The 19,194-nt window shown below is 63.3% G+C and carries 16 protein-coding genes; all 16 read right to left on the minus strand.

Features of this window, described 5'->3' with window-relative positions:
- Positions 1-468 precede the first annotated feature (468 nt).
- On the minus strand, positions 469-1,206 hold the full coding sequence (gene phoU, locus SALB1_RS15820) for a phosphate signaling complex protein PhoU (RefSeq protein ID WP_109994716.1): 738 nt from the start codon (positions 1,204-1,206) through the stop codon (positions 469-471).
- Between the two features lie 41 nt (positions 1,207-1,247).
- Entirely contained in the window at positions 1,248-2,015 is a 768-nt protein-coding gene (pstB, locus tag SALB1_RS15825) for a phosphate ABC transporter ATP-binding protein PstB (protein WP_370453262.1), read from the minus strand.
- A gap of 189 nt (positions 2,016-2,204) precedes the next feature.
- The gene (pstA, locus tag SALB1_RS15830) at positions 2,205-3,038 is read right to left on the minus strand and encodes a phosphate ABC transporter permease PstA (RefSeq protein WP_109994717.1); all 834 of its coding nucleotides are present in this window, start codon (positions 3,036-3,038) and stop codon (positions 2,205-2,207) included.
- Positions 3,039-3,219: 181 nt separating this feature from the next.
- Positions 3,220-4,200 carry a phosphate ABC transporter permease subunit PstC gene (gene pstC / locus SALB1_RS15835; RefSeq protein ID WP_370453195.1) on the minus strand — a complete coding sequence of 327 codons (981 nt, stop codon included), beginning with the start codon at positions 4,198-4,200 and terminating at the stop codon, positions 3,220-3,222.
- Positions 4,201-4,348: 148 nt separating this feature from the next.
- Complete coding sequence (pstS, locus tag SALB1_RS15840) at positions 4,349-5,401, minus strand: phosphate ABC transporter substrate-binding protein PstS (protein WP_109994719.1); 1,053 nt, start codon at positions 5,399-5,401, stop codon at positions 4,349-4,351.
- A 574-nt stretch (positions 5,402-5,975) separates the two neighbouring features.
- Positions 5,976-6,446 (minus strand): hypothetical protein, encoded by a 471-nt coding sequence (locus SALB1_RS15845; RefSeq protein ID WP_145961346.1) that lies wholly within the window; start codon positions 6,444-6,446, stop codon positions 5,976-5,978.
- Between the two features lie 7 nt (positions 6,447-6,453).
- Positions 6,454-7,758: a porin gene (locus SALB1_RS15850; protein WP_109994721.1), complete on the minus strand. Its 1,305-nt coding sequence runs from the start codon at positions 7,756-7,758 to the stop codon at positions 6,454-6,456.
- Positions 7,759-7,979: 221 nt separating this feature from the next.
- Entirely contained in the window at positions 7,980-9,305 is a 1,326-nt protein-coding gene (gene phoR, locus SALB1_RS15855; RefSeq protein ID WP_109994722.1) for a phosphate regulon sensor histidine kinase PhoR, read from the minus strand.
- 9 nt (positions 9,306-9,314) lie between these two features.
- Positions 9,315-10,010 carry a phosphate regulon transcriptional regulator PhoB gene (gene phoB / locus SALB1_RS15860; RefSeq protein WP_109994723.1) on the minus strand — a complete coding sequence of 232 codons (696 nt, stop codon included), beginning with the start codon at positions 10,008-10,010 and terminating at the stop codon, positions 9,315-9,317.
- Positions 10,011-10,101: 91 nt separating this feature from the next.
- Entirely contained in the window at positions 10,102-12,717 is a 2,616-nt protein-coding gene (gene pepN, locus SALB1_RS15865; protein WP_109994724.1) for an aminopeptidase N, read from the minus strand.
- A gap of 30 nt (positions 12,718-12,747) precedes the next feature.
- Positions 12,748-13,869, minus strand: coding sequence for a beta-ketoacyl-ACP synthase III (locus tag SALB1_RS15870; RefSeq protein WP_109994725.1), 1,122 nt, complete (start codon positions 13,867-13,869; stop codon positions 12,748-12,750).
- Positions 13,870-14,042: 173 nt separating this feature from the next.
- Positions 14,043-15,482 (minus strand): S9 family peptidase, encoded by a 1,440-nt coding sequence (locus SALB1_RS15875; protein ID WP_109994726.1) that lies wholly within the window; start codon positions 15,480-15,482, stop codon positions 14,043-14,045.
- A gap of 1 nt (position 15,483) precedes the next feature.
- On the minus strand, positions 15,484-15,834 hold the full coding sequence (locus SALB1_RS15880) for a hypothetical protein (protein ID WP_145961347.1): 351 nt from the start codon (positions 15,832-15,834) through the stop codon (positions 15,484-15,486).
- A gap of 258 nt (positions 15,835-16,092) precedes the next feature.
- The gene (pstA, locus tag SALB1_RS15885; RefSeq protein ID WP_109994728.1) at positions 16,093-16,983 is read right to left on the minus strand and encodes a phosphate ABC transporter permease PstA; all 891 of its coding nucleotides are present in this window, start codon (positions 16,981-16,983) and stop codon (positions 16,093-16,095) included.
- Between the two features lie 6 nt (positions 16,984-16,989).
- The gene (gene pstC, locus SALB1_RS15890) at positions 16,990-17,997 is read right to left on the minus strand and encodes a phosphate ABC transporter permease subunit PstC (protein ID WP_109994729.1); all 1,008 of its coding nucleotides are present in this window, start codon (positions 17,995-17,997) and stop codon (positions 16,990-16,992) included.
- Positions 17,998-18,094: 97 nt separating this feature from the next.
- Complete coding sequence (pstS, locus tag SALB1_RS15895; protein ID WP_109994730.1) at positions 18,095-19,165, minus strand: phosphate ABC transporter substrate-binding protein PstS; 1,071 nt, start codon at positions 19,163-19,165, stop codon at positions 18,095-18,097.
- Positions 19,166-19,194 lie beyond the last annotated feature (29 nt).

Below are 19,194 nucleotides of genomic sequence, written 5' to 3' on the forward strand. Positions count from 1 at the left end.
TCCACGCATTCGAACCGCGCAGATAGTACCAAAGCTCGGAACCCCATACGTTCGAGCCGAGGCTCGTTGGCCGTGCGGGCCACCATGCCGGACCCGGTCAGATCGCTCGATAGCAACACGCCAGCCGCGCCGGCCAACCGGGCAAAGCATTTCGAGGTACGGCCTGACCCGGGCAAGCAAGGGCCGGCAAGATAGAACAAGCGGGGTGCGGCGCTGCCTACGGCACGCGTCAGGCGACGCGCCGGCCTGCACTGCGCTTTTCACCGCCTGCCCGAGCCGCCCGCGGGCACAGGCCGGCGCTGCCGACCCGCCTTCTCGCCTGCAATACCGATGCATCGCCCGGCTTCGGCGCGTTTCGCGCCATGGCCGTTGCCGCGATGCGCCCTATTGCCGGACACGACCATTACCGCGCCCTGCGCGGCACGAAAAACCACTCGAACGCCATAGTAAATGGTCGTTACAAAAATCCTAGCTGGGTTTGCGCCGGCTGCTCTTGACTTCCTTTTCCAGCTCTTCCATGCCCACGTGCCGCACGTCGCGCCCGCCGACGAAGTAGACGACATACTCCCCGATATTCGTCGAATGATCGCCGATGCGCTCCAGCGCCTTGACCGCCCACATGACGTCAAGCATGTGTCGAATCGTGCGCGGATCCTCCATCATGAAGGTGATGCACTGACGCATGACGCCTTCGTATTCACGATCGACCTCGGTATCGCGCTGCGCAACCGTCAGCGCGGTTTCCGTATCCATACGGGCGAACGCGTCGAGCACGTCGCGCACCATCTGGCGCACGTGTCGGCCCAGTGCCTCGATCTGATGGAAGGCGCTGTTGGGGCGCTCCTGCCCGGCAAGCTGCATCGCCATGCGGCCGATCTTTTCGGCCTCGTCGCCGATGCGCTCAAGGTCGGTGATCGTCTTCGCGATCGCGAGCACGAGCCGCAGATCGCCGGCCTGGGGCTGTCGCCGCGCCAGGATCTTGGTGCATTCTTCGTCGATCGACACTTCCATGGCATTGATCTTGTGGTCGCTTCGGGCGACTTCCTCGCCCAGTGTGGCGTTGCCTTCGACCAGCGCCTTGACCCCATTGGCAATCTGTTGCTCAACCAGCCCGCCCATGGTGAGTACGCGTTCGCGTACGTCCTCAAGTTCGACGTCGAACTGTTTGGAGGTATGTCTCTCGATGCCGACCTTGTCCAGTTCCATGATAATGACCTCGTCGCGGTTGCGCGTCGTTTTTTTATCGATCAGCCGTAGCGGCCGGTGATGTAGTCTTCGGTGCGTTTTTCCCGCGGATTGGTGAACAACGAATCCGTATCCGAGTATTCGACCACTTCGCCGAGATGGAAAAACGCCGTATAGCCGGCCACGCGGGCAGCCTGCTGCATATTGTGGGTCACGATCACGATCGTGTATTCCTCACGCAGTTCGTGCACGAGCTCCTCGATCTTCAGCGTGGCCACCGGATCCAGCGCCGAGGCCGGCTCGTCGAGCAGCAGCACGTCGGGCTTGACCGCCACCGCACGCGCGATGCACAGCCGCTGCTGCTGACCGCCCGACAGCGCGCTGCCGTTGGCACGCAGCTTGTCCTTGACCTCGTCCCACAATGCAGCCTTGCGCAACGACCATTCCACGCGATCGTCCATCTCGCGGCGCTTGAGCTTCTCGTACAGGCGCACGCCGAAGGCGATGTTGTCATAAATGCTCATCGGGAACGGCGTGGGTTTCTGAAACACCATGCCGATCTTCGAGCGCAAGACGTTCAGGTCCACGCTGCGGTCGAGCAGATTCACGCCGTCCATCTCGATGGCACCGGAGGCCTTGTGGCCCGGGTACAACTCGAAGATCCGGTTGAAGCAGCGCAACAATGTTGATTTGCCACAGCCCGACGGGCCGATGAACGCGGTCACCTCCTTGTCGACGATCTCCACGTTGATGTCCTTGAGGGCGTGGAAGTCGCCGTAGTGGAAGTTCAGGTCGCGCACCGAAACCTTGCAGGGGTTGTCCTTGGCCACGACGCCGGTGATCTTCTGCGCTTCGGTCTTCGAAGCGGCGGATGTGGAGGCCCCCGCGGCGCCGTCAGCGGCCGGCGACTGCGTCTTGCTGCCCGGTCCGGCCTCGTCATGGGTGTTGCGTGTCGTCACCGACGACGTCGAGCTCGGGGAAAGCGAATCGGTCGAAGTACTGGCCATGATAATGCTCTCCTATTTGCTCGGGCGGAGTACGAGCCGCACCAGAACATTGAGCGCCAAGATTGCGAAAGTTATGAGAAAAGCGCCAACCCACGCCAGATGATGCCAGTCCTCGTACGGACTGAGCGCAAACTGGAATATCATCATGGGCAGATTCGCGATCGGCTGCAGCACATTCGTGCTGAAAAAGTTGTTGTTCAGGGCCGTAAACAGCAGTGGCGCGGTCTCACCGGCAATGCGCGCAATGCCGAGAATCACACCGGTGATAATGCCGGACAGCGCCGCACGATACACAATCCGGGTGATCACCTTCCAGCGCGGGATGCCCAGTGCCGCGGCGGCTTCGCGCATCTGGTCAGACACCAGGCGCATCATGTTCTCGGTGATCCGCAGGGTCAGCGGGATCACGATCAGCGAGAGCGCGATCCCCCCGGCCAGGGCCGAGAAATGCCCCATCGTCAACACCACGATCTGATACACGAACAGACCGATGATGATCGATGGCGCCGACAGCAGCACATCGTTGAAGAAGCGCACGATCGCGGCGATCCGCCGATTGCGACCGTATTCGGCCAGATAAGTACCGGCGAAGATGCCGACCGGGGCGCCAATGCCGGTGCCGATCATCGTCACGATCAGGCTGCCGACGATTGCGTTCGACAAGCCGCCGCTGTTGCCCGGGGCCGGCGTCGACTGGGTAAAGACCTCCCAGTTCAGATAGCCTAAACCATGCCCGACCAGCGTCCAGAGTAGCCAGGCCAGCCAGAAAAGACCGAACGCCGTAGTCGCGACCGCGGCCCCCATATTGAAGCGATTGATGAACTGGCGTTTCTGATAAAGCGTCACGTTCGATCTCCCGGAGTTGCGTTTGCACGCCGCACGCGGACGGGCCGCCCGCCTGGATCGGCACTTTCGCAGGACAGCCGGACGCGGCGACGCGCGGTATCGGGATATGCGGCGCATGGCGGCAGCGCCGCATGGCGCGACCAACCGCCGCAACAAGGCAATGAGTCGGCGTTACGAAACACTAGCGCCCTTCCTGGTTCGACAACTGCATCAACAACAGCCGCGCCAGGGCGAGGACAATCAGCGTGATCACGAACAGCACGAGCCCAAGCGCGATCAACGCCGACGTATACAGCCCGCCCGAGGCCTCGGTGAACTCGTTGGCCAGCGTGGCGGCAATGCTGTTGCCGGGATAAAACAAGCCATTGGGGATACTGTGCGAATTGCCGATGACAAAGGTCACCGCCATCGTTTCGCCGAGCGCCCGCCCGAGTCCCAGCATGATGCCGCCGATCACGCCGGTCTTGGTAAACGGCAGAATCACACTCCGCACCACTTCCCAGGTGGTCGCGCCCAGTGCATAGGAAGATTCCTTGAGCACCGCCGGCACGACCTCGAAGGTATCGCGCATCACGGCCGTGATGAACGGGATCACCATGATGGCAAGCACCAGGGCCGCGGTGAACACACCGATACCGATCGGTGGCCCGGAAAACAGGTATCCGAAGATCGGGAGGTCGCCGAATACGTCATTCAACCAAGGCTGCACGTAATCGGACAGGAATGGCGCGAAGACAAACAGACCCCACATGCCGTAAATGATGCTGGGAATGGCGGCCAGCAACTCGATCGCGGTGCTGATCGGCCGCCGCAACCAGACGGGCGACAACTCGGTAATGAACAGGGCAATGCCGAAACTCACCGGCACGGCGATGACCATCGCCAGCGCCGAACTGACCAGCGTACCGAAAATCGCAACCAGCGCACCGAAGGTATCGGTCACCGGGTTCCATTCACTGCTGAGCAGAAAGCCGAAGCCGAACTTGCTCAGCGCCGGCCAGGCGCCGACAACCAGCGACACGGCAATACCGACGATCAAGGCGAGCACGATCAGGGCGCAGGTCGCGGTCACGGCATGAAAGACGCGATCTGCAAGGCCGCCAGCAGCGCGCCGGCCCGTCGCAAATGCCTGCGGGCTTTCTGGGGCGATCATGTCACTCAATCTTGTGCTCCATCGGGCGAGTCAGCCGTTTTCCTCGCACGCCCGTACTACGCCATGGCGCGCGAAGAAAACGGCCGACCCAATGATTGGGTCGGCCACTCGATGCGATTCGCCGCTGTTCGAACGGCGAATCGCGTCGCAACAGCTATTACTGCTGCACGGGCCAGATCGGCTGACCGTTGTCGTCTTTCATCTGGCTGTGCCACTTGTCCTGAACCAGCTTCACGGCGCTGTCCGGCATCGGCACATAGTCGAGCTTCTCGGCCATCTGGTCGCCGTTCTTGTACGACCAGTCGAAGAACTTGAGCACGGCCTGGGCCGTCTTCGGATTCTTCGGGTGCTTGTACATCAGGATGTAGGTCGCTGCGGTGATCGGCCAACTCTTGGCGCCCGGCTGATCGGTCAGCACCACATAAAAGCCCGGCGCATCCGCCCAATCGGCGTTCGCGGCAGCCGCCTGGAAGTTGGCCGCGGTCGGCTGCACGAAGTTGCCCGCCTTGTTCTCGAGCGAGACATAGGTCATCTTGTTCTGCAGCGCGTAAGCATACTCGACGTATCCGATCGAATTCTTGATACGCTTCACGTACGACGCCACACCCTGGTTGCCCTTGCCGCCGACCCCGGTCGGCCAGGACACGGCCTTGGCATGGCCCGGGCCATTGGCCCATATGTCGCTGACCTTGGTCAGATAGCTGGTGAAGTTCCAGGTCGTGCCCGAGCCGTCGGAACGATGGACCACCGTGATGTCGGTGTCCGGAAGATTCAGATTCGGATTCAGGTGCTTGATCGCCGGATCATTCCACTTGGTGATCTTGCCGGCATAGATCCTGGCCAGAGTTTTGCCGTCCAGGCGCAGCTTGCCCGGCTGAATTCCCTTCAGATGCACGACCGGCACCACGCCGCCCATCACCATCGGGAACTGCAGCAGACCGTGTTGGTCGAGCTCGTCCTTCTTGAGCGGCGCATCCGAGGCGCCGAAGTCCACGGTCTTGGCTTCGATCTGCTTAATACCACCACCGGAACCGATGGCCTGGTAGTTGAGTTGCACACCGGTCTCTTTCTGGTAGGCCTGCGCCCACTTGGAATAAACCGGATAAGGGAACGTCGCGCCAGCCCCGTTAAGCTGGTTGACGGCCGCGCCGGCCGACCCCCAGATCGACAGCGCCGCAACAGCGGTAACCAACGTCTTACTGAAACTCATTCGCACAGAATTCTCCTTTCTGCTGCATCCACGTAACGGGCGCATAGCGGACGCCTCGCCTGGAGACTCAACGGTAGGCGCAAATTATGACACTCATGTGACACGGCTGCAGGGCCACGCCACTCTTACCCAACCGACCTGAAAAGACGACGCGCCGGCGCCGCGTGGCCAGCCCGTCCAATGCGCGGGAACGGCCGCGAGAAAGCAAAAAAAAGCCCGGGCAAGCCGGGCTAAAGAATGGGAGCCATCTGTGGATGTGGGTTGCATCGCGCCAGGCAATGCGGCCGGCAGGGACAAGAACCGGCCATGACCCACCTTGCGGGATCGGCCCGAGCGCTGGGCTCGACAGCCGCGGCCCCGGTCGCGGGGAGAACGCGACCGAGAAAAATTATGCGTACGCGATATGACGCGTTCGTGACAGCGCGGCCGAGCACCCGAAAATCCAAGCCATCGCGGGCCTTCGCACACCCCGCGCCTCGATCCGCCGGCCGCAAAAAACCCCGGACGGGCCGGGGTTATCTCGTTCAGACGCCAAAACAGGAACCGACGCCAGTACGGCATCAGCAGCGTGACATTATTCCTGCTGCTGCTTCTGATGCTGCTCCCAGCGCTTGTATTCCTTCCACTGCTGGAAGGTCTGGAAACGCTGTTTTTCCGGCGAATTCGCAGGGAGCTTCTTGAAATGCTCGTATTCCTGGAATTGCTTGAAATCGGAGAAGCTGCCATTGGCGCCGGCACTGGAGCCGGAGGCGCTCGGCGAACTGCCCGATGTGGTCGACGCCGACTGACCCTGGTCGCTGTTCGAGCGATGGCTGCGTACCGATCCGAACACCGACTTTTGCGGGTTCTTGTCCGAATACAGCAGCGTACCACCGCCGTCCGAGGCATCGTAATGCCCGCCGCTGAGCAGACCCGGCCCCTTGGCCGAGTCATTTTCACCGGGCAGGTTGTCGTAGTCGACCTGCTTGCCATGGGGAAAGCCGGATGCACATCCGGCCAACCCCAACAGCATCACCAGGCCCGTAATGGCGTGGGTAGATTGCATTGATTTCCTAGAAGAACTTCACACGGACGCCGGCGAACACGACGTTCATATTCTTGGCACCGAACGACCCCACAGAGGTGCCAACTTGGTCACCCGAGCCGTTCGTTACGGGGGTATAAGAAGCCAGATTATCGCCAGTCAGGTGATGGTACGAAGCATACATGTTAACCGACTTGAGCAGATCATAGCGATAGGCCACGCCGTAGTTGCGCACCTGGCTGTTGCTGCTCTGCAGATCGTCGGTCTGGCCGAAGAAGGCCTGGATATGGTTCTTGCCGCGGATATAGCCGATACCGCCCGAGTAGGACTGGGCATGATCCTGGCTAATGAATTTACCCGAATCGTAATAAGTATCGTGATAATTGCGGCGCTTGTACTGGGCAAAGAAGTTCAGGCCCGAGGGCAACAGCACTGAGGCGGAGCCGCCGAATTCATGGAAATACTGATTCTGCTTAACCACGCCCGCCTGGTTGATATCTTTTTTCTGGTTGCCACTATCGACATAATCTACCGCGGCCGCGACCTTCACGCCGTTGGCAAACTTGTGTTCGTAGCGCGGTGCGACTTCGATGGCCTGGCCCTGATCATAGCTGATCGAGAGGGTCGCGCCATTGAAGCTCGGCGAGTCGTAGCGCACCGTGTTCTGACGTGACAGGGCGTCAAAGTTGCTGTAGCCGCTGCTCAGGCCGACCGTGCCGCCATTGCCATTGACGAAGCTCAAGCCACCGAAATAGTCATCCACAACCGAGCCACCACCGAGATCGGTCAGACCCGACAGGTCGACCTTGGAGGTGCTGTTGGCGGCACCGTCCGTCTTGCCGAACCGCAGCTTGCCGTAATTGCCTTGGAAGAAGGCATAGGCCTGCCGGTTATCGGTCGAGGTGCCGGTCGCACCTTTGTTGATGTCATATGTGCCGGACTTGTTCACGAACACAGCGATCTCGTAATCGAAACCGACCTTGAGATTCGGGTTGACGTCCTGGCTGCCCTTGAACGCGAAACGCGTCGGCGAGGAGCCATTGTCCACCAGACCGGCGTCCGTGGACTTGCCGTTATCGGCGGCGATGACGGCCCGGTTGACCTGGCCGGAGATCTTGAAATCCAGCGCATGCGCGGCCGGCGCAGCGCCGAACACGGTGGCCATGGAAACGAGGCCGGTTGCCAAACCAGCGTATTGGGCCTTGATCGACATAAAGTTTCTCCCTCGAAGCAGATTGATCCGGGCGTCTTTGCCCCTACTGGCACAGTCGGTTCCCGACTGCATCGCTACCCCGGGCGGGCGCGTGCCCCTGCACGACACTTGGTTGCGCATGTGCAATCGCAACTCGACCCGATCCGGACGATGGCCCAATTAAACACCCCGGTTATGACCGTTTTATTGCAACAAGTGAAAATTGCGATTCCCGGCGAAAATAACCCGGCCAGGACGGGCAAGACGCAGGCATTTCAAGGGGTTCGGAGACCGCGCCGGCGGGGATTTCAGCGCGGCGGGCGCCGGTTCGGCGGCATGGAACGACCGGTTACGCCGATCCGCTACGCCGCGTCAGCACCGACCAGTCGTTGATACGGGAACAGACAACGAAACGTGGTGCCCTGCCCGAGCTCGCTGTCAATCTGCAGCTCGGCCTCGTGATGTTCGAGGCTGTGCTTGACGATGGCCAGCCCGAGGCCGGTCCCGCCATCCGAAGAGCTGCGCCCGGAATCGATCCGGTAGAAGCGTTCAGTGAGTCGCGGCAGATGTTCCGGCGCGATGCCGGGCCCGTTGTCGCTCACGGCCAGCTGCGCTGCGCGCCCATTGCGCCATTGCACCGTGACCCGCCCGCCGGCGGGTGTGTAGCGCAAAGCGTTGGCCACCAGGTTGGAGATGACGCTCTCGATCTCGGACGGACGACCGAACAGCGACAGGCCGGCCTGGACATCCGTATCGATCTGGTGTCGACCTTCATCGGACTTGCGGAAGTCGGCCACGATACGGTCGATCATGGCCGGCATATCGACCGTCTCCTGGGCCTGCGCCAGCCCCTCGCTTTCCAGTCGCGCCAGGCGCAGGAGACTGTCGATGATGCGCCCCATGCGCGCGGACTGGGCATCCATTTCGCGAATCGGCGTACGCCAGGCCGCAAGCGCCCCCGCTTCGGCCGCATCCTCGGTCATCATTTCCAGATAACCGCGCAGCACGGTCAGCGGCGTGCGCAACTCATGCGAGGCATTGGCGACGAAGTCGCGCCGGGTCGATTCCAGCCGTTTCTGCTCGCTGACATCGCGCGCGATGAGCAGGCGCTGGCCGTTACCATAGGGCACGATGCGCAGCGAGAGGGTGTCGGTATCGTTGGCCGGCGACGGCACTTCCAGCGGCTCGCCGACATGGTCGGCGCGCGCCAGGAATTCGGCGAAACGCGGGTGGCGCATCAGGTTGACGATACGCTGGCCGTTATCCTGGCCAGCGCGCAAGGCCAGCAACGCCGCGGCCGCATTGTTGAACCACACGATACGTCCGCGCCCGTCGATAACCACGGCACCATCGGGCAGCGCGGCGGTCGAGGCCTGGAACTCGCCGACGATGCTCTTGAGCCGTTTCTTGCGCCGACGGTTGCGCTGTTTGAGGCGATACAACTCGGTGTAGATTTCCTGCCACACGCCCGCCCCCTCGCGGGGCTCGACCCGTGGCTGCGCCAACCAGCGGTGCAACTGATAGGCGAACATCAGGTGCCCCGCGGTATAGAACGCCAACGCGATGAGCAGGGCCAGGGTGACCCGGTCGAAGGCCAGCCCGACCAACGCCGCGACCGTCAGCCAGGCCGCGAGCCGCAGGCCGGCCATGAACCAGATACGGCGTACTTCATTGGCCGCGGGGTCCATGCCGACCGGCTACAACGAACGACTCGAAAAACGGTAGCCGCTGCCGCGCACGGTCTGGATGAAGCCATCGAACCCGTGCGGCGCCAGCGCCTTGCGCAACCGGCGAATATGCACATCGACCGTACGTTCCTCGACATAAACATTCTGCCCCCAGACGCGATCGAGCATCTGTTCCCGGGTATACACCCGCTCGGGGTTGCTCATGAAGAAACGCAGCAGGCGATACTCGGTGGGGCCCAGCCGCACCGAGGCGTCGCCCACCGATACGCGCTGGCTGGCGGCGTCAAGGGTCAGACCGTCCAGTTCGAGCGTCTCGTCCTCGCCGCCCGGCAGGCTGCGACGCAACACGGCACGCACCCGGGCCACCAGCTCGGACGAAGAAAACGGCTTGGTCACGTAATCGTCGGCGCCGAGATTAAGCCCGCGCACGCGGTCGTTTTCATCCACGCGCGCGGTCACGAGGATGATCGGCAGGTTCTGGGTGAGCTCGTCGCGCCGCCACTCACGTGCGAGCTCCATGCCGGATACCCCCGGCAGCATCCAGTCGAGCAACACCAGATCGGGCCGCCGCTCGGCCACGGCCAGCCTCGCGGCCTGGGCATCCGGCGCTTCGGCGACCGAAAAATCCGAGCGCTCGAGCGCGAAGCGGATCATATCGCGAATCGGGGCTTCGTCTTCGACAACGAGTATGTGCTTGCGTGACATGGCAGCGGTATCGCATCTGAACTTATGGCGATGTTATGAACGTCATGTGACATATGTATGACACACCCAACACCGCCGCGGGGCAACCCGTTCAGGCCGCGTCGGTTGCAAGCCCCGCATCCACGATCTCGCGTGTGTTATCCGACAACTCGGCCGCGCCGACGCGCGCCAGGGCATCGCGCATGCCGGTGGCATAGGGCTCGACATAGCGCCGCCACGGCGCCAGCATCCCGGCCAATGCCGCCGCCAGTTGCGGGTTGAACCGGTCCAGGCGCAGGATTTCGTCGGCCACGAGTGCGTAACCGGCGCGGTCCGCCCGATGAAAACCCAGCGGGTTGCCACGCACGAAACCGCCGACCAGCGCGCGCACCCGATTGGGGTTGCTGAAATCGAAGCGGGCATCGCCCAACAGATCCCGCACCCGCGCCACGGTATCGCCGTCCGGCGTGGCCGCCTGCAGCCGCAGCCACTTGTCCATGACCAGCGGCTCATCGGCAAAACGCTGCGCAAAGTCCGCGCGCACCGCATCGCGGTCGGGACCGGGCAGATCCTGCAGAGCGTTCAATGCGGTCATGCGATCGGTCATGTTGTCGGCGGCATCGTATACCCGATGCGCGCGCTCGCGCAGCGCCGGCGTATCCAGACAGGACAGATAGTCCAGCGCGATGGCGAAGACCCGCCGACGCCCGGCCGACTGCGGGTCGAACACATAACCGGGGCGCGGCGCGTGCGCATCGGCGAGCTGGCCCAGCTCGGCCTCAAACCGCGTCGCGATCTCGTGCTTGATGTGCCGACGCGCGGCCTCGACTGCCGCGACATCGATCGCATCGAACGCCTCGCCGATCTGGGTCGTGCTGGGCAGGTTCAGCATTTCGGCCAGCAACGCGCGGTCATCCGGCGGATCGGCCAGCAGCGCCGCGATGGCCGTGCTCATGCCCGCGCCGAGCGCCGGCATGGGTTGCGCGTTCTGATAGGCACGGACCGCGGCGGTGGCCGTGGCCATGTAAAGGCTCTGGGCGGCGTCCCAGCGCGACACGGGATCCGAGTCGTGCGCCATCAGTCGAACCAGCGCGGCTTCGGGCCGATCGAACGTCAGCCGCACCGGAGCCGTCAAGCCGCGCAATACCGAAATCGTCGGCGTCGATGGCAGCTCGTCGAACACGAACGTGTCGCGCTGGCCCGTCAACCGGACGATCTCGGGGGCGCGCAGTGGATGGCCCGCGTCATCGAACAGAGCCACGGCAACGGGTATGTCGAAGTTCGGCTTGTCCTGCTGGCCGGGCGTCGCCGGCGTGGCCTGTGCCAGATCGAGCTCGAGCCGGCCGTCGGCGAAGCGTGACGTCACGCGCAGGCGCGGGGTGCCGGCGAATGCGTACCAATGACGGAATTGCGTCAGATCCAGTCCGGTGGATTCCTCGATCGCGAGCACGAAATCCTCGATGGTCACGGCCTGGCCGTCGTGCTTGTCCAGATAATGCCGCACCGCCCGGGTGAACGCCTCGCGCCCGGCCATCTGCGCCATCATCCGGATGAGTTCGGCGCCTTTTTCGTACACCGTAATGGTGTAGAAGTTGTTCATCTCGACGTACGATTCCGGCCGCACCGGATGGGCGCGCGGTCCGGCATCCTCGGGAAACTGGACGTCGCGAAGCATGCGCACCTGCTCGATGCGGGTCACCCCGGGCGAGCCGTGGTCGATGGCGAACTGGTGCTCTCGATACACCGTGAGCCCTTCCTTGAGCGAGAGCTGGAACCAGTCGCGACAGGTCACGCGGTTACCGGTGTAATTGTGAAAGTATTCATGGGCGACGACGTCGCGCACGCGGGCGAAGTCGCCGTCGGTGGCGGTATCGGCATGGGCGAAGATACAGGCCGTGTTGAAGATATTGAGGCCTTTGTTTTCCATCGCCCCCATGTTGAAGCTGCCGACGGCCACGATCACAAAGGTGTCGAGATCGTATTCCAGGCCATAGGTCGCTTCGTCCCAGGCCATGGCGTCCTTGAGCGACGCCATGGCGTGATGACACTGGCCCTCGTTGCCGTGCTCGGTATAGAGCGCCAGCGCGACGTCGCGGCCGGAGGCCGTGGTGAAGGTATCCCGGATTACACCGAGATCGCCGGCCACCAGTGCGAACAGATAGCAGGGCTTGGCGAACGGGTCCTCGTAGACCGCGTAGTGCCGGCCCTCGCCCGCCGCGCCGGATTCGATGCAATTGCCATTCGACAACAGCACCGGGTAGCGCGCGGCATCGGCTTCCACCCGCGTGGTGTAGCGCGCCATCACGTCCGGACGATCCGGGAAGTACGTGATGCGCGAAAAACCGGTCGCCTCGCACTGCGTGCACAGAATCGAGCCGGAACGGTACAACCCCTCCAGCGAGAGATTGCTGTCGGGATCGATTTCGGTGACCACCGTCAGAGCGAAACGATCCGGCAGGTCATCGAGCCACAAGCCGCTGTCGACGACTTCCAGCGCCTCATCCGCCACGGCCTCGCCGTCGACCGCGATGCTCAGCAAACGCAGATCGCGGCCATCGAGCCACCAGCGCCCGCCATCGCCGATGCGCTGTGGATTGCGACGCACCGCGTGGCGCGCGGTCACCCGGGTCGCGCCGTCGCCAATGTCGAAATCGAGTTCGACGCGGTCGATCAGATAGATCGGCGCTTGATAGTCGCTGCGATACTTACGCTGTGGCGTGCCGGTCATCGAGAGTCCCTGGGAAAAATGAGCGTGCCTTCAGCGCCGGCGGAGTACGACGCTGCCGGCCGAATAACCTGCGCCGAAACCGCAGAGCACGCCAACATCGCCGGGCGCGAGATCGTTGGAGAATTTATGGAACACGATCACCGGCGAGGCCGAGCTGGTATTGCCGTATTCCGCCAGCACCGACGGCATTTCGCCGTCCTCGGGCGCGCGGCCGAGCACGCGCTTGGCGATCAGCGTGTTCATGTTGATGTTGGCCTGGTGCAGCCACAAGCGCTTGAGATCGCTCGCCGCCCGATCGTATTCGGCCACATGGTCGACGATCATCTCGGCCACCATCGGCCCCACTTCCTTGAACACGCGACGCCCGTTCTGCACGAACAGCCGATCGGCCTCGGATCTCGGTTCGATCTCGCTGCGATTGAGGAAACCGAAGTTGTTGCGGATGTTGTTGGAAAAGCGCGTGACCAGGCGCGTGCCGAGCACGTCGAAGCCGGTGCCCTGCGGGGCATCGTCGGCATGCTCGAGCAGCGCGGCGGTGCACACATCGCCGAAGATGAAATGGCTGTCGCGGTCGCGGAAATTCAGATGCGCCGAACAGATTTCCGGATTGACCATCAGCACGCGCCGCGCGCTGCCCGACTTGATCATGTCGGCCGCGGTCTGGATACCGAACGCCGCCGAGGCACAGGCCACGTTCAGATCGAAACCGTAACGCCCGCCGCCCAGAAACTCCTGCACTTCCACCGCCAGCGCCGGATAGGGCCGCGGCAGGTTGGAACAGGCCACCAGAATCACGTCGATATCCTCGGCGCGGCGACCGGCGGCCTCGAGACAGGGCGCGATCGCCGCTAACGCCATCTCGCACTGCAGCGAGGGCTCGTCGTTGCCGCGTGTGCGGATACGCGGATGCATGACTTCAGGATCGAGGATGCCGGCCTTGTCTACCACGTAGCGGCTCTGGATGCCCGAGGCCTTGGTGATGAACGCGCTGTTGGAATGCGACAGCGGCGCGACCCGACCCGCGGCGATATCGTCGGCGTGCGCGGCGTTATGAATATCCACGTAGGCGTTGAAAGACGCCACGAGTTCATCGTTGGAAATCGCCTCGGGCGGCGTATACAGCCCCGAGGCCGTTAGAACGACATTACTCACCGCAGCTCCTGATCTCGATGGTTCGGCGATAGGCAATTCTGGCCCTCGGGCGCGACGTCCACAACCGGCGACGGCATAAAAACGCGCATCGCACACACCGCGGGCCATCGGTCGAGGCCGAACCGGAGGCGCGCGCCAGGCCGGTATCCGAATCGCGCCAACCGCGGCACGGCTCAACCGCGCATGCCCGACTCGGCCAGCGCCCGATCGATAAACGACCGGACATCGGGTTCGTGGCGCACCGACAGATGCGAGCCGTGATACCACTGCAGCGCCGGTTCGCCCCAGTGTCGCCAGAGTGCGAGCGGCTGTTCCGGTGCAATCAACTGGTCGGCCGTCGCGGCGAAGATATAGCGTCGATCGCGGGGCACGCACGGCTCGGCCGCGAGCGGCGACACGGCGGCCAGCCGCTCGCCCACCGCGGCCGCACTCAGCCCGCGCGCTTCCAGGTAATGCGCGTGCGCGGTCGGCAAATGTTGCCAGAGGGTCGCCGGGATGTCGGTCATCGGGATGCCGGCGATCACACAGGCCAGCGCCGGTTCGTGCGCGGCCAGTAGCGCCGCGTGGTAGCCGCCGAGGCTGTAGCCCAGCACGCCGATGCGCGCATCCGGGTCGATCTCGCGAATCCAGGCGACGCAACTGCGCAGATCGATCAGCGACTGCGCCTGGCCGTGCAGCAGATCCGCGAACGGCCCGTCCAGGAACAGCCCGCCCGTGAGCGGCGTGGCGCGACGGACGCCATGCAGCGGCAGGATCGGCATCACCAGGTTCAAGCCGAGATGCGCATGCAGCCGGGCCACGTCGAACAACTGAAAATCGAGCCCGGCGACGCCCATGCGATACCCGTGCACGCACAGCAACCAGGGCCGCCCGCGACCTTCACCGTGGCGCAGAATACGCGCGGCCATCGTTCGGTTGTTCTTGTGGCCGCGCCAACGCGCACCGCCCGGCAAGGCGGGATCGGGGGTGTAGCACGAAGGCGCGGTGAGCCATTCGTAGTCCACGCCGAAGGTTCGCATCGATTCGATGCGCGGCGACTCGAACGGGGCCGCGGCCTCGTGCAAACGCGCCGGAAAGTTCTGCCAGTCGCGCTCGGCCGCGACCTCGCCGATCGCATTCAACTCGGCGATGTCGTTATCCACCGCGGCCCCGCGCGGCACGCGCGCGCAGTTGATGAAAAAACCGAGCACGGCCGCATCACAGGCCATCTTGGCCAGCAGTTTGGGTTGCGTCGGCGGTGGCGCCACGCCCGCGGGCACCGGGTGCTGGATGCGCAGCGCCCACCCGGCCACCATGAACACCGCCGCGCCGCCGAGGATCAACCCGACACCGGGCCACAGGCCGAGCCAGTAGATCAGGATCAGCGCCAGGAGCGAACTCAGCGGGCCCGCCAGCGCCATGTGGCAGCACAGCTGGCGATCCCCCGCCCAGAGCAGTTGCCCCGCCCCGGTGGCGATAAGCACCACACCGGGCACGGTGCCCAGCGCCGCAACCCCCCAGTTCGTCGGCCAGGCGGCCACCAGCCAGGACAGGCCGATGGCCAGCACAATACTCGCGGACTTAAAACGCCGCGGTTGCCAAAGCATCGGCGACACTTCGCGCAAGGGTTCCATGTCAGCGGCTCGTAATGCCGTAGTAAAGCGCGATGAGCACGGCGACCGCGAGCGCCAGTTCCGCGATCCAGAACGCCGGGTGCCGCTTGTCGGTCAGCCAGGTCGCGATGGTCGCAAACAGAGCCACGCCCGCCCCCAGCTCGGTGGCGATCCATATATCGGCCAGCCCGCCGCCGTTATCGGCGACCTGGGGAAACGGCCAGGTCAGCAGACTGATGACCGCGCCGGTCAGAGTGGCCAGTACTGCCAGCGTGAGCACGACCCAATTGACGAACGACAGCCATTTCAGAATCCGGCCTTGCGCCTCGCGCCCCATGACATCGCCACCCAGTATCCTGTCACCCCAATTCACTGCCGTATTTCGGCGCGTTGCCGCGGCATGCGCCGTCTTGCCTGATGCGCTCGCTTCCCCGAGCCGTACCGGGCACGAAAAAATACGCCAAATGCCGGCGCGAGCTCACATTGCCGCAGGCAAGCATGGTAGCCCGCCACTCGATTGGTCGTCCATCGAGAGCGCATCGCGCGTCCACGGGCCGCCGATACGCGTCCGGGCGCAACGCGGGCCCGCGTGGAACGGGCGCGCCCCGAAGGGGCGCGCGTCGTCGAGTGGTTAACGCCCTTTTTCGATATAACGCAGCAGCAGCCGCGAACTCAGCGTAATGGCGAGGGCGAAGAAGGTGATCAGCAGGGCCGCGGCGAAGGCCAGCTTGTGTGCCGATTCGAACGGTTCGTTGATGAACGACCAGATGACGTAGGTCAGGTAGCCTACCGGCTCCTGGGTCAATTGGCCGCTCCAGGTGTAATTGGACCAGCCCACGGTGTAGATCAGCGGCGCCGTCTCGCCCATGGACAGGGCCATGGCCAGCAACAGGCCGGTGAGAATGCGGCCCGCGCAACTGGGCATCAGCACGCGCAGAATGACGCTGGCCTCCGAGGCGCCCAGGGAATACGCGGATTCGCGCAGACTGCCCGGCAGCGCGACCAGTGCCAACTCGGTGGTGCGGGCAATGTACGGAATAATCATGATCGCCAGTGTGATTGCACCGGCGAGCACGGAGAAATGCCAGCCCAGGGCCACGACCATGGTGATATAGCCGAACAGGCCGAGCACGATCGACGGCACGCCGACCAGCACATCCCCCATGAAGCGCACCACCCGGGAAAACAGATGATGGCGTTTTTCCGAGCAATACACGCCGACGCCGATGCCCAGCGGGCCCGCGATGGCCACCGAGCCGACAGTGAGCAACGCCGTGCCTTCGATCGCGTTCAGAAGACCGCCGGACACGCCCTGCGTGGGTTCGGTAAACAGCTTGAGATTGAGCGCGGAGAACCCGCCAACCGTGACCTCCGCCAGAATATCGACCAGCGCGGCGGCTAGAATCAGGAAACTGGCACCGCAGATGGTCCAGCCGATATAGCTCACCAGCCGTCGCCGGTGGTACCGAACCCGCGCCTTAGCGTCGAGGGCGAACGTCGTGCTCGCAAACGTTTCACTCATGTTCGATTACTCTCTTATCTGCCAGAGCAGCAGGCGCGCGACCGCGTTGACGATCACCCCCATGATCAACAGCACCAGACCGATCTCGGTGAGACTGTTCACCGCCATGCCGGTTGGGTCCTGCAGCGCGCTGTCCAGCTGCGAGACGATGAAAGCCGCCATGGTGGACATCGGATTATAGATATTGGTCGGCACCGCCAAGGCGTTGCCACTGACCATGAGAACGGCCATGGTTTCGCCCAGCGCACGCCCCAGCCCGAGAATGGTCACGCCGATGATGGCGCGCCGAACCTGGGGCATGACCACCTTGCGCACCACCTCGAAGCGCGTCGCGCCCAGCGCAAAGCCGGCCTCGACTTCGCTCTGCGCCACCGCGGAAATGGCCTCGCGCACGTTCGCCGTGATGATCGGCACGACCATCAGCGCCAGCACGATGCCCGCGGTCAACAGACCGTAGCCGGCCCCGACCGGGCCGCCGAAACCCGGGATGAAGCCCAGCACATCCGCCATGTAGGGATACACATAATGTGCGGCCAATGGTATGACAACGACATACCCCCACAGCCCGAACACCACACTGGGCACCGCAGCCAGTAATTCGACAATGGCCGCGACCAGGTCGCGCACCCCGGCCGGAACGATCTCGGCGATGAACATCGCCGCCAGCACCCCGACCGGTACCGCGAACAGCAGCGCTAATCCGGAACTCGCCAGGGTGCCAAAAATCAGAAAGAAAATGCCGTAGCTTGCGCCCGGCAGGACCATATGGCCATCGACCGTGGTCGGCGTACCGTACTGGCTGCCCAGATCCCAGTCGTTACTGCCCAGGAAACCCAGGCCATTGAACTGGAGCGCAGGCCACGCCTTCCACGTCAAAAAAAGAAAAAGTCCGACCAGGAGCGCGGGAATGATCAGCGAGAACAAGCGAAGCAACAGGGCGAACAATACCCGCTGAATGCTCTGCCAGCGCGCATTGCGCCGAGTCGAGACGAAATCCGCAGTAACTTCGGACATAGTAGTTTTATCTGCTGGCCGGAAACGCGTAAGAGCCGGCACCCCGGCGGCGCGCATGCACCGCCGGAGCCCGGCTCATCAACGCTGCACCCGGACTTTAGCCGTGGATCTTGTCGATCTGGTTCAGCGTAAGCTTACGCGCCGGAGCGGGCAGCGGCATGAAGTGAACCTGCTTGAGGTACTGCATGCTGTTGCCGCCATCCGAGCTCACCGCCCAGGTCAGGAAGTTCTTCAGTTCCTTGGCGGTCTGCTCATCCGACTGCTTCGACTGTACGAGCACATACTCGTAGTTGATGATCGGATAGGACTTCTTGCCCGGCGCGAAAATCAGGCTGATGCGCTCGCTCTTCGGCGTCTTCGGCACCATCTGAGCGGCCGCCGCCGGGACAGTCTCCTCGTCCGGCTGGACGAAGTTGCCGGCCTTGTTCTTCAGCATCGCTTCGCCCAGACCGGCCTTGTCGGTCTGATCCTTGTAGCTGACGCCGATGTAGGCGATCGAGTACGGATTGTTACCCAGCGCGGTCACCATGCCCGAGTTGCCGGTCGCCCCGATGGCGCCCTGCACGTTCGGCCAGCTGACGGTCGTGCCGTAACCCGCCTTCCAGTGATGCCCGGCCGACTTGGTCAGGAACTGGGTGAACAGGAAGGTGTCGCCACTGCCGTCGGCGCGATGGAGCGGCACGATCTGCTTGTGCGGAAGATCGACGCCATCGTTCATGGACTCGATCTTCTTGTTATCCCAGTAGCGGATCTTGCCGCTGTAGATCTCGGCCAGCACCGGACCGCTCAGCTTGAGATTGGCATCATTCTCGCCCGGCACATTATAGTTGACCATCTGCGAGGAAATCGCCACCGGGATGTTCAGCATGCCCGGATGCTTTTTCATCTGCGCGTTGCTGAGATAGGCATCCGAAGCGCCCATCTGCACGATGCCCTGGGTCGACTGGGCAATGCCCGTGCCGCTGCCCGTGGCCGCCGTGTTGATTTTGAGATCGCTGTGGTTGCTGGTGTAGGCCGGCACCCAGAGGTTGAACAACGGATACAGCAGGCTGGAACCGGTTTCGGTCAGCGTCGTGGCACCGAAAGCCACGCCAACCGACGACACCGCCAGGGCGGCGCCGGCGATCGCTTTGACCGAACGACGGAAGGAAGGATGATTATCGAACATAAACCTCGTGCTCCTAATATTTTTAGGTG

The organism is Salinisphaera sp. LB1, assembly GCF_003177035.1.
Classification (GTDB): domain Bacteria; phylum Pseudomonadota; class Gammaproteobacteria; order Nevskiales; family Salinisphaeraceae; genus Salinisphaera.